Source organism: Pseudomonas sp. Lb2C2, assembly GCF_052112205.1.
Taxonomy (GTDB): domain Bacteria; phylum Pseudomonadota; class Gammaproteobacteria; order Pseudomonadales; family Pseudomonadaceae; genus Aquipseudomonas; species Aquipseudomonas kilonensis.
On the sequence record NZ_JAUTYW010000009.1, the window covers coordinates 204371 to 216433 of the forward strand.

Here is a 12063-nt window from a genome sequence, read left to right on the forward strand (position 1 = left end):
CCACCCGTTTCAAGTTTCCCAAGCAGGATCGCAAGCCAGCGTGTCGAATAATAATTTCAACAAGCCAAACGAAGCGGGTGCAATCCGCCACGCGCGCAGTATTCGTCTGGATATTCAGGGCTTGCGTGCAATCGCGGTGCTGGCGGTCATGCTTTATCACGCCAATAATGGCTGGCTGAAAGCCGGCTATGTTGGTGTCGACATCTTTTTTGTCATCTCTGGCTTCATCATAACGGCATTGTTGACCGAGCGAAGCGACAAGGTCGATCTCGTTTCATTCTATGCCAGCCGCATCAAGCGTATTCTGCCGGCGTATTTCGTCATGCTGGTGGTGGTGTGCGCGCTGTCCGTGCTTCTGTTTCTGCCTGATGACTTTGCATTTTTCCTCGACAGCCTGAAGTCCTCGGCGCTGTTTACCAGCAACCAGTACTTCTCTGGCTTCGGCAGTTATTTCGCGCCGCGGGCCGATGAGTTGCCGCTTCTGCATACCTGGTCCTTGGCCATCGAGATGCAGTTCTACCTGTTCTTCCCAGTGCTGGTCATTTGCTTGCCAAAGCAATGGCGTCTCATGGCGTTTGCCTTGCTAGCCGCCAGTCTGTTTGCCTGGAGCGGCTACCGTGGACTGGGTGAATCGCAAGATGGGATGTACTTTGCCCTGTCGGCACGGATTCCCGAGTTCATGGTCGGTGCCATCGCTGCCTTGCTGATGCGCCAGCGCGAGCTACCGATTTTACTGGCAAGCGTGTTCGGTGGGCTGGGCGCAATCCTGCTGGCTTGGGCGGTGCTGGCTATCGATAAGCAACACTTCCCAGGCTTCTGGTCTATCCTGCCTTGTGTTGCGGCAGGGCTGCTCATCGTCGCCCGACGTGGCCCGGTCAGCGCGTTGCTGGCCACTCGGCCGATGGTCTGGATCGGCGGCATTTCCTATTCGTTGTACCTGTGGCATTGGCCGGTGCTAGCGTTCATTCGCTATTACACGGGGCAGTACGAGCTGACGGCCGCATGGTTGCTGATTTTCGTGGCCAGCTCTGTACTGCTGGCATGGCTTTCCTATCGTTTGGTCGAAACACCTGCCAGAAACGCTTCCGGCATGATGCGCCAGCTGCCCAAGTGGGCTGTAACTGGTGCTGTGGTCGTGCTGGTGGCGTGGGGTGGGCAACGTGTCAACGCCTCGCTGGTCGCTCCGTTGCCTGTGGAACTCACCCGTTATGCTGCTCCAGAGCTTATCTGCCATGGCACCCAAGTGGGCGCGTGCAAGCGAGGCAAGTCGGATGCCGAAGTGTCCGTCCTGGTTATTGGCGATAGCCATGCCGCCCAATTGAACTACTTCTTCGACCAAGTGGGCGAAGAGCAGGGCGTTGCTTACCGCGTGCTCACTGCCAGCAGTTGTGTGCCTATCCCCGGTTTCGACATTGAACGCCTGCCAGCCTGGGCGCAAAAACCTTGCCGCGCGCAGATCGAGGCCGTGGCTCGTGAGTTGCCGAAGGTGGAGCGGGTGATCATCGCAGGCATGTGGCAGTACCAGATGCAGAGCCAAGCATTCGCCAAGGCGTTTGCTGAATTTCTCGTCGATACTGCAGGAGCCCATAAGCACATCGTGGTGCTTGCTCAGGTACCCATGTTTGAAACGGACGTGCAGCGGGTAAGGCGCTTTACCGAGCTTGGCCTGCCGGCGCCATTGACATTCAATCGCGAGTGGCAGGTTGCCAACCAGCAAGTTCAGGCCATCGTCGACCGCACGCCGGGCGTGCGTTTCCTGGACTTTTCCAATAGCAGTTTTTTTGCCGCTGCGCCTTATCAGCAGGGCTTGCTCATCTACCGTGACAGCCACCACCTCAACGAGGTGGGTGCAAGTCGTTATGGGCACTATGCTGCCGAGCCACTGCAGCGTGCTTTTGATCAATCTCAGTCTAATGTGAGTCTGAAGCCATGAGTTACTATCAGCACCCAAGCGCGATCGTCGATGAGGGCGCGCAGATCGGTGAAAACTCCCGTGTCTGGCACTTTGTCCATGTTTGCGCGGGCGCCCGCATCGGTGTCGGCGTTTCGCTCGGTCAGAATGTGTTTGTGGGCAACAAAGTCGTGATCGGCGACCGCTGCAAAGTCCAGAACAATGTGTCGGTCTACGACAATGTCACGCTGGAAGAGGGCGTGTTCTGTGGCCCCAGCATGGTCTTCACCAATGTCTATAACCCGCGTTCGCTGATCGAGCGCAAGGACCAGTACCTCGATACGCTGGTAAAAAAGGGCGCGACGCTTGGCGCCAATTGCACCATCGTCTGCGGCGTTACCATTGGTGAATATGCCTTCGTCGGTGCCGGCGCGGTCATCAACAAGGATGTACCGGCCTACGCATTGATGGTGGGTGTGCCCGCACGGCAGATTGGCTGGATGAGCGAATTTGGCGAGCAATTGCAGTTGAACGAGCAGGGCGAGGCCTTCTGCTCGCATACGGGGGCGCGCTACGTGCTGAACGGAAAACTTTTGAACAAGACGGATGCCTGAGCATGATTGAATTCATTGACCTGAAAAGCCAGCAAGCACGTATCAAGGACAAGATCGATGCCGGTATCCAGCGTGTCTTGAGCCACGGCCAGTACATTCTCGGCCCTGAGGTAGCGGAACTCGAGGAAAAACTTGCTCAGTTTGTTGGCGCCAAACACTGCATAACCTGCGCCAATGGCACCGATGCTTTGCAGATCGCTCAAATGGCGCTGGGAATTGGGCCAGGTGATGAAGTTATAACACCAGGTTTCACCTATATTGCGACCGCCGAGACAGTTGCCTTGCTCGGTGCAAAACCGGTGTACGTGGATATTGATCCACGCACATATAATCTCGACCCGCAAAAGCTGGAAGCAGCTATTACCCCGCGTACGAAAGCTATCATTCCTGTTTCTCTATACGGACAGTGTGCAGACTACGATGCGATCAATGCGATAGCCGCTAAATATTCAATCCCCGTAATCGAAGACGCAGCACAAAGCTTCGGCGCTACCTACAAAGGGAAACGCTCCTGCAACCTCACGACAATAGCCTGCACCAGCTTCTTTCCAAGCAAACCGCTGGGATGCTATGGGGATGGTGGTGCGATTTTTACCAATGATGACGAACTGGCCAAAGTACTGCGGCAGATCGCCCGGCACGGGCAGGACCGCCGCTATCATCATGTGCGCGTGGGAGTTAATAGTCGCCTGGATACACTGCAAGCGGCAATTCTCTTGCCCAAACTTGAAATTTTTGAGAAGGAGCTTGAGCAACGTCAGCGTGTTGCAAAATTGTATAATGAGTCACTCAAGGCTCTAGGTGTAAACACAGTTCCTTACGTGGAAGAGTGGAATACCAGTGCCTATGCTCAATATACAATTCTCGTTGACGAGCGTGATCAGTTACAAGAGAAGCTAAAGAAGCAGGGAATTCCGACGGCTGTTCATTACCCTATCCCGTTGAACAAACAGCCTGCTGTGGCCGATGCAAACGTCCAGTTACCTACGGGAGATCGCGTCGCAGAACAGGTCATGAGTTTGCCAATGCATCCTTATCTGGATGATGAGGCTGTGGCAACTATTTGTGCTGCGGTAGCTGGTTAAGGTATGTATGTTTCTTTGAACGTTGGTAAAGATGTTTTTTGGGTGCCTTGTACTTTTTTATCTGTTTCGGAAGTGCCGGGTTGTATTTTCAGTATTTTTTCTGATGTCTTGTTTTAGTTATGATGGAGGAGTCTATATTTCTTGGCTGCTGTTCGGTGCGATGTTTGTTGGTTGAGGGGCTCTAATTTGAATTGGAGTATGTGGGATCCCTGGCCTTCTCTGGAGAGTCAATGGCCCGGATTAGGAGCGTAGCTTGAAGAACAGATTTTTTTCTCGAGTACGGAGTGTGCTCGTTGGGACGTTGGGGGCCCAGGCGATATCATTGGGTGTGATGTTGCTTCTGGTAAGATTGTATTCTCCAGGCGAACTGGGCTCTTTTAACGTTTGGCTCTCATTCGCTACAATAATGGCGGTTATAGTCACTGGACGCTATGAACTTGCATTATTTAGCGGTGATGCGAATGATGATTCAAAATCAATTATTAAATTAGTTCTTTTGGTAACCATCGGCCTGTCAATTTTAACTACGTTTATAGTCTCGATAGCGAGTTTGTTTGTAGAGCAAATACCTCCAATAGTCAAAAGCTACTCCTTTGTCTTGGCTTTTGTCGTTTTTGGGATGGGTATCAATAAAGCACTCCTTTCATTACTAGCTTTTCAACAAGCTTTCAGTAAGCTTGGAGTTGCCAGAGTCGCGCTGGCAAGTGCTGTTGCGGTGGCGCAGGTACTGGCTGGTTATTTCGCATTGGGAGTAAGCGGGCTAATTTACGGTCAAACGGTTGGCGTGCTATTGGCCACGCTATTGGTGTTTTTTTGGTTTGATCGCTCTTGGCTAAAAACATGTTGGAACGAAAACATTCATTCAGTGAGAAACGCCGCACGTAGATATAAAGACTTTCCAAAGTTTTCCCTCCCCGCTGATCTTGTCAACACTATCGCCAGCCAGTTACCTGTCATCTTGATAGCCTCCCGGTTTGGCGCAGAGGCTGCAGGTTGGTTTGCACTAACAATAAAAATGATGGGGGCGCCCATTACATTGCTTGCCACTTCAGTCTTGGATGTGTTCAAAGAGCAAGCTGCTCGGGATTACAGGGTTGAAGGTTCTTGCCGTTCCGTTTTCTTGCGTACTTTTGTTGTCCTCGCCCTATTAGCCTTGCCCCCCTTTCTTTTGTTTTGGTGGTTGGGTGAGTGGGCGTTCATGTTTGTATTTGGTACAGAATGGATTGAGTCAGGGAAATATGCAATTTTGCTTATTCCCATGTTCTATATGCGCTTTATAGTTAGCCCTCTTAGTTACACTATTTATATTGCCCAACGACAAGGGTTGGATCTTATCTGGCAATTGGGGTTGCTGGTCATCACGACGGCATGCTTTCTGCTTGCGGGGACGGTAATAGACGCCCTGTGGTGGTACTCGGCAAGCTATGCCATAATGTATATTATTTATTTTGCGATGTCATATCGTTGTGCTAAGGGAGTTTCCTCATGATTGTAGTGGTCGATTATGGTGTGGGGAATATCGCCTCGGTACTGAATATGTTGAAGCGAGTTGGGGCGAAGGCCAAGGCTTCCAACCTCGTCGATGAAATTGTAAACGCAGAAAAACTGATTTTGCCCGGCGTCGGGGCATTTGATGCCGGAATGAGGACCCTGCGTGAGAGTGGCCTCATAGATGTACTTAATCATCAGGTGCTTGTCGCTCGTAAACCTGTGATGGGAGTATGCTTGGGGTCGCAGATGCTGGGACGTCGTTCTGAGGAAGGTATCGAACCAGGGTTAGGCTGGATCGATATGGATATCAAGCGTTTTGAGAAGCGTCCAGAACGAAAAGTGCCTCACATGGGGTGGAGTCATGTTTCATGTAATTATGAACATCCATTGGTGCGAGGTCTAACAGACGAAAGTCGCTATTACTTTGTCCACAGCTATTATATGTGTCCCGATAATGAACGCGATACGCTTTTGACGGCCGATTATGGGCAGAAATTTACGGCAGCGGTTGCCAAGGATAATGTTTTCGGTTTTCAGTTTCATCCTGAAAAGAGTCATCGCTTCGGCATGCAGCTTTTCAAAAATTTCGTCGAGTTAATCTGATGCAGAGAAAACGCGTAATTCCATGCTTACTGTTAAAAGACAGGGGGCTGGTTAAAACGGTAAAGTTTAAAGCTCCGAAATATGTGGGTGACCCGATTAATGCTATTCGCATTTTCAATGAAAAAGAGGTTGATGAGCTGGTTCTACTGGATATAGAGGCGTCTATATTAGGCCGTGAGCCGGACTATGAGCTGTTGTCCGAAGTGGCAGGCGAGTGTTTCATGCCTATTTGTTACGGTGGTGGTATTCGTACGCTTGAGCACGCACAGCGCGTTTTTGCTCTAGGTGTGGAAAAAATAGCCTTGAATACTGCGGCTTTGGAGGACGTCGAGCTTCTACGGAGAATAGCTGATCAATTCGGCTCTCAAAGTGTCGTCTGTTCTATTGATTGTAAAAAAAGCTTGTTGGGCCGTTATTCGGTCTATTCTCAATCAGGCACGAAAGATACCAAGGTCTCACCAGTCGAATGGGCGAAAAGGGTCGAGGATGCTGGAGCCGGGGAAATATTTCTGAACTCCATAGATCGTGATGGAACTATGCAAGGATTTGACATCCCGCTCATCAAGTCGGTTGTTGCTGGAGTTCATATACCTGTCGTGGCGTGTGGTGGAGCGGGTTCAATAGCTGACCTTAACGAGCCCTTTGAAAAAGCGGGTGTTTCTGCGGTCGCGGCAGGAAGTTTTTTCGTTTTTCACGGAAAGCATAAAGCGGTTTTGATAAGTTATCCGGATCTTAATCATTCTATACCTGGATAGATACGTTGCTTTCCTTGGTCTTGGCGCTCTTGTAAATTTTGTTCTTATGCCGTCATGACTGAGCTGGGGATTAGAAGTAATTGTAATGAATTCGAGAGGAAAGACCGTGTATAAAATATGTTCACGCTGCGTGATGGATGAAACTGACGCGAATATCAAATTTGACGAGCATGGCGTTTGTAATCATTGTCATAAATTTGATGATGTGCAGTCCCTTCAATTGTTTAGCGGAGTCGAAGGTGAGACTCGATTGAAAGGCATAATTGATAAGATAAAGCGAGAGGGAGCGGGTAAGGAATACGATTGCATTATTGGCTTGAGCGGCGGAGTTGATAGTTCTTATCTGGCTGTAAAGGTCAAGGATTTTGGCCTGCGACCTTTGGTGGTGCATGTAGATGCAGGTTGGAACAGTGAGCTTGCAGTAAGTAATATCGAAAAAATTATTAAGTATTGCGGATATGATCTCCATACTCATGTGATTAATTGGGAGGAGATGCGTGACTTACAGCTTTCCTATATGAAGGCTGCGGTGGCCAATCAAGATGTTCCTCAAGATCATGCTTTTTTTGCTAGTATGTATCACTTTGCCGTGAAAAATGGTATTAAATACATTCTAAGTGGCGGCAATTTAGCCACTGAGGCAGTATTTCCTGATTCTTGGCACGGAAGTGCAATGGATGCTATTAATTTAAAGGATATTCATAAGAGATATGGTTCAAAACCTTTGCGTGACTATAAAACCATCAGTTTTTTTGAGTATTATTTTTGGTACCCTTTTATAAAAGGGATGCGCACGGTGAGACCTCTAAATTTCATGGAATATAATAAAAAAGAGGCGGAAAAGTATCTTCAGGAAACAATTGGATACCGGTCTTATGCTCGTAAACATGGAGAGTCTGTTTTCACTAAGTTGTTCCAGAACTACTATCTTCCTACTAAGTTTGGATATGATAAGCGCAAGTTGCACTATTCGAGTATGGTTCTTTCCTCACAGCTGTCGCGGGAAGAGGCATTGTTAAAACTAGAAGAGCCTCTTTATGACGCTCATGAGCTTGAGATTGATATAGAGTATTTTTGTAAAAAAATGCGTATTACGCGAAGTCAATTTGATGAGTTAATGGCTGCTCCAATCCAAGATTTTACAAGTTTTAAAAACTGGGGCGGGCTACAACGCGGCACCAAAAAAACTCAAAAATTTATTCAGAAAGTTACCGGGAAAAAAATTGCTGTTTATTCGTAAATGGTTAAGGGATTAATATGAAAGTTGCTCATCTTACGTCTGCTCATCCACGCGATGATATGCGAATTTTCCATAAGGAATGCTGCTCGCTCGTAGCCGCTGGCTACGATGTTAGTCTTGTTGTAGCAGATGGTAAGGGCGCGGAAACAAAAAAAAATATAAGAATTGTTGATGTGGGTAAAGCCTCAGGCCGGCTAGGTCGAGTATTTTATACAACTAGAAAAGTATTTAAGGCCGCACTGGCTGAAAATGCGGCCATTTATCATATCCATGACCCTGAATTGATACCTTGTGGAGTAAAGCTGGTAAAAGCTGGAAAGGTTGTCATTTTTGATTCGCATGAAGATGTTCCGTCTCAATTGTTGGCAAAACCTTATTTTAATAAGGTGGTTGCTAGGATAGTGTCTAGGTTGTTTTCCTTTTATGAGCAGTGGGCTTGTAAAAAATTTAACGCAATTGTAGCGGCTACGCCGTTCATTGAAGAGAAATTTTTAAAAATCAATCCACTGTCTGTTTCTGTGAATAATTTTCCTATTTTAAGCGAGTTTTCTTTTGTCGATTCAAATCCCTCTGTTAGAGATGGAAAAGAAATATGCTACGTGGGAGGTATTTCTGTCATAAGAGGTATATACGAAATCGTTTCTTCAATGCAATTTGTAAAGAGTGATGTGAAGCTACTGTTGGGTGGTAAGTTTTCTGAAAGAGATGTTGAAGTAAAGACTAAGTCGCTTCCTGGTTGGGATCGTGTGCAAGACCTTGGATGGCTGGATAGGGAGTCGATAGCAAATACTCTAGCCCGCTCTTCGGCTGGTCTGGTTACTTTGCATCCCGTGATTAATTACTTAGATGCTTTGCCCGTCAAGATGTTTGAATATATGTGTGCCGGGTTACCGGTGATCGCTTCAGATTTCCCGTTATGGAGAGAAATCATCGAGAGTAGCAAATGTGGTGTATGCGTTGATCCGCTTGATCCGAGTAAAATTGCAGAAGCTATTGATTATATTGTATCGAACCCCACGATAGCCGCTGAGATGGGGGCGAATGGTAGAGCTGCTGTGTTGAGTCGTTACAATTGGGGGGTTGAAGAAAAAAAACTTCTAGACCTTTATTTAACGTTTCAAGCTGGTCTTTAAGGTTCAGATATGAATATCTGGTATATTAATCCTTATGCAGGCGGTCCTGGGGTTGGTCGCTATTGGCGTTCGTTTTATTTGGCTAACGCATGGAAGGCTCAAGGGAACAGTGTTGAGATAATTACCCCTAGCTATCATCATTTGATGGATGGAGAAACAAGAAAATCAGGGAGTGAAGTCATTGAAGGAGTCTCATATAACTTTGTTAGGGGTATAAGGTACAAGGGCAATGGTGTTGGTAGGCTCTTGTCCATGTTGTGTTTTGGTTTTGTTCTTTTCTTTTTTTTATTACGTCTGGGGCTGAAAAAAAGACCGCAACGTATTATATACTCTTCTGCACACCCGTTTGGTTATCCAGCTGCTTTTTTTTGCGCAAAACTTTTTGGAGCGAAAATTTCTTTTGAAGTTAGAGATATCTGGCCTTTAAGTCTGATAGAGATCGCTGGTTTTAATAAATTTCATCCAGTTGTCCTCGTTTTGTCGCTTATTGAACGTTTTGCATATATTTCAGCTGATACGGTCATTTCTCTATTGCCTGGGGCCCAGCAGTATATGGTATCTCGAGGAATGAAGGCTGAAAAATTTCAATACGTCCCTAATGGTTTTTCGCTTACTAATGCTTGCTCTATCAGCAAAATTAGTAGCGCTAGTTTATTAGAAGATTTAACGAAATTTAAGTCTCAGGGCGATTTTTTATTTTTTTACGCGGGAGCCTTGGGAGAACCAAATGCAATGCATTTGTTTTTAGACGCTCTACGTTATTTTAAAGTTCCTGAGGGTGTCTCGGTAAAGTTTATTATTGTCGGTAAAGGGGAGCAGGACGCTGAGTTGCGTGCTCGCTGTAAGGAGCTTGGGTACAATTTTGTGCTGTTTTACTCGCAGGTTGATAAAGCTCAGATTCAGCAAGCTCTTTCGCTCGTAGATGTTGGTTTTTTTGTTATGCATGACCTGCCTATTTATAGGTTCGGTGTAAGCTTGAACAAGCTTTATGATTATATGGCTGCAGGTGTTCCTGTTGTTGCTTCATACAATGCTTTTAATGACCCGGTAAAAGAAGCCGATTGTGGTATGTCCGTAAATCCTGGTGTACCTGAGCAGCTTGCAGATACACTCACAAAAATGTTGTTGCTTGATCGAAATATTTTGAAGGAGATGGGTGTGAGAGGTCGCCTTTTCTTGGAGGCTAATTTTGAGTATACGTCTCTGGCTCGGCGGATTCTGGAAAATTAATTAAGGTGCATTGCATGCTGTTGGTTACCGGAGCGTCAGGTTATATAGGCGGTTTGCTTTGTACGGTTTTGAAGGCGCGAGGTTACGTCGTGAGGGGAAGCGGTCGTAGTTCCATTACCTCGCCGCCGGGTTTTGATTATGTATCTGTGGATCTTGAAAAAGATCCTCTAGAGGGATTGTGTCTTGATGTCGACACAATCGTACATCTTGCAGGAAGGGCCCATATTCTGAATGAAAAGGAAAAGGACCCTCTTTCCGCTTTCAGACGTGCAAATGTAGACGCGACTCTACGTTTGGCAAAAAATGCAATGCGTTGCGGTGTTAAGAGATTTATTTTTATCAGTTCAATTGGTGTCAACGCTACGGAGACAAAAAACTCAAAAGTTTCTGAGTTGAGTGGTAATAACCCAAATACGCCATATGCGCTTTCAAAATTTGAGGCAGAAGAGGCCTTAAAGGAGCTGGTTAAAAATTCCTCCATGGAGCTGGTTATTATTCGCCCACCCTTGGTGTATGGCGGGAGTGCCCCTGGAAATTTTCACCGCTTGCTGAAAATTGTTCAACTCGGCATCCCACTACCTTTCTTGGCGGCAAATAATCAACGCAGCATGATTGCACTGGATAATTTTATAGATTTTATCGCGCGCTGCATTAAACATCCTGCGGCGGCCGGTGAGCTGTTTTTGATTTCCGATGGGACCGATATCTCTACAGCCGATATTGTACGTTCTGTTGCCAGCGGCATGGGACGTACAGCCCGCTTGATTTATGTGCCCGTAGGAGTCATCCGTTTGGGAGCAAAACTATTGGGAAAAGAAAGTATGTTCTCCCAATTATTTGGCTCCTTGGTTATTGATTCCCGCAAAGCGCATCAGCTACTTGACTGGACGCCCCCGCTTGGAACAACTGAAGCGTTATTCAAGGCTGGCGCGGATTATATGACCCTTTCATCAAAAAAAGGTCGAGTTTGAATTCATGGCAATTTTCTTTGTAGTGTGTGTTGTATTTTTTGTTTCGTTGGTCTTAACCGGTGGCTTACGACGTTACGCCTTGGCGCGAAGCCTTATGGATGTTCCGAACGCACGAAGTTCACATTCGGTTCCAACGCCTCGTGGTGGTGGCGTGGCGATCGTATTAGGATTTCTATCGGTGTTGCCGATCCTGGCTTTTCTTGGGGGGCTCAGTTGGACATTTACCTGGGCTTTGTTGGGGGCGGGAGCAGGTATAGCGCTTTTAGGCTTTCTCGACGACCACGGCCACATCGCTGCACGCTGGAGATTACTAGGACATTTCCTCGGTGCTGGCTGGGCTCTTTTTTGGCTGGGTGGCCTGCCTGCGCTGGAGCTGTTTGGTTTTGTATTGGATTTGGGCTGGCTAGGGCATGTGCTCGCGGCGATTTATCTGGTTTGGATGCTCAACCTTTATAATTTCATGGATGGCATCGATGGAATCGCCAGCGTCGAGGCGATTTGTGCATGCCTTGGAGCCTGTCTGCTCTATTGGTTGGGAGGTTTTGAAAACCTGATTTTGGCTCCGTTGGTACTTGCGATGGCAGTAGCGGGGTTCCTGTACTGGAATTTTCCTCCCGCCCGTATCTTCATGGGCGACGCGGGTAGTGGATTTCTTGGCATTATCCTGGGGTTGCTATCGCTGCAGGCGGCTTGGAGTTCACCCAAGCTTCTTTGGGTCTGGCTGATTTTGCTGGGGGTCTTCATTGTCGATGCTACCGCCACATTGGTACGGCGCCTGCTGCGCGGCGATAAGGTCTACGAGGCTCATCGCAGTCACGCCTATCAGTTCGCTTCCCGTCATTATGGCCGCCACTTGCCGGTTACGTTGGCAGTGACGGCAATCAATCTGTTCTGGCTACTGCCTTTGGCAGCTTGTGTCGTGTTGTGGAGCATGGATGGAGCATTGGCTTTAATATTGGCTTACGTGCCACTGCTGGTACTGGCAATCAGGTTTCATGCCGGTGAGCTTGAGAAGGCCTGATTTCGTTGTAGGGGTCGCGTTTTTTGTTT

General features: G+C 47.6%; 11 protein-coding genes. All 11 read left to right on the forward strand.

All coding sequences use genetic code 11. The annotated features are described in order from the left end of the window. The first annotated feature begins 40 nt into the window (after nt 1-40). The 11 genes from Q7F16_RS25605 (at nt 41) to Q7F16_RS25655 (ending at nt 12034) form a co-directional block, all read left to right on the forward strand. Nucleotides 41-1933: an acyltransferase family protein gene (locus Q7F16_RS25605; RefSeq protein ID WP_409556518.1), complete on the forward strand. Its 1893-nt coding sequence runs from the start codon at nt 41-43 to the stop codon at nt 1931-1933. After that, nucleotides 1930-2505 carry a UDP-2-acetamido-3-amino-2,3-dideoxy-D-glucuronate N-acetyltransferase gene (gene wbpD / locus Q7F16_RS25610; protein ID WP_409556519.1) on the forward strand — a complete coding sequence of 192 codons (576 nt, stop codon included), beginning with the start codon at nt 1930-1932 and terminating at the stop codon, nt 2503-2505. The genes Q7F16_RS25605 and wbpD overlap by 4 nt, the downstream gene beginning before the upstream one ends. 2 nt (nt 2506-2507) lie before the next feature. Further along, nucleotides 2508-3590: a DegT/DnrJ/EryC1/StrS family aminotransferase gene (locus Q7F16_RS25615; RefSeq protein ID WP_409556520.1), complete on the forward strand. Its 1083-nt coding sequence runs from the start codon at nt 2508-2510 to the stop codon at nt 3588-3590. A 253-nt stretch (nt 3591-3843) separates the two neighbouring features. Further along, a complete protein-coding gene (locus Q7F16_RS25620; protein WP_409556521.1) occupies nt 3844-5079 on the forward strand; it encodes a lipopolysaccharide biosynthesis protein in 1236 nt (411 codons plus the stop codon). Then, nucleotides 5076-5684: an imidazole glycerol phosphate synthase subunit HisH gene (gene hisH, locus Q7F16_RS25625; protein ID WP_409556522.1), complete on the forward strand. Its 609-nt coding sequence runs from the start codon at nt 5076-5078 to the stop codon at nt 5682-5684. Before Q7F16_RS25620 ends, hisH begins: the two co-directional genes overlap by 4 nt. Beyond that, nucleotides 5684-6439, forward strand: coding sequence for an AglZ/HisF2 family acetamidino modification protein (locus Q7F16_RS25630; RefSeq protein WP_409556523.1), 756 nt, complete (start codon nt 5684-5686; stop codon nt 6437-6439). The genes hisH and Q7F16_RS25630 overlap by 1 nt, the downstream gene beginning before the upstream one ends. A gap of 106 nt (nt 6440-6545) precedes the next feature. Further along, nucleotides 6546-7679 (forward strand): N-acetyl sugar amidotransferase, encoded by a 1134-nt coding sequence (locus Q7F16_RS25635; protein ID WP_409556524.1) that lies wholly within the window; start codon nt 6546-6548, stop codon nt 7677-7679. Between the two features lie 17 nt (nt 7680-7696). Next, complete coding sequence (locus Q7F16_RS25640; RefSeq protein WP_409556525.1) at nt 7697-8812, forward strand: glycosyltransferase family 4 protein; 1116 nt, start codon at nt 7697-7699, stop codon at nt 8810-8812. 9 nt (nt 8813-8821) lie between these two features. After that, entirely contained in the window at nt 8822-10042 is a 1221-nt protein-coding gene (locus Q7F16_RS25645) for a glycosyltransferase family 4 protein (RefSeq protein ID WP_409556526.1), read from the forward strand. Nucleotides 10043-10056: 14 nt separating this feature from the next. Further along, nucleotides 10057-11013, forward strand: a complete 957-nt coding sequence (locus Q7F16_RS25650) for an NAD-dependent epimerase/dehydratase family protein (RefSeq protein WP_409556527.1) — start codon at nt 10057-10059, stop codon at nt 11011-11013. Nucleotides 11014-11017: 4 nt separating this feature from the next. Next, nucleotides 11018-12034, forward strand: a complete 1017-nt coding sequence (locus Q7F16_RS25655; protein ID WP_409556528.1) for an MraY family glycosyltransferase — start codon at nt 11018-11020, stop codon at nt 12032-12034. The last annotated feature ends 29 nt before the right edge of the window (nt 12035-12063 follow it).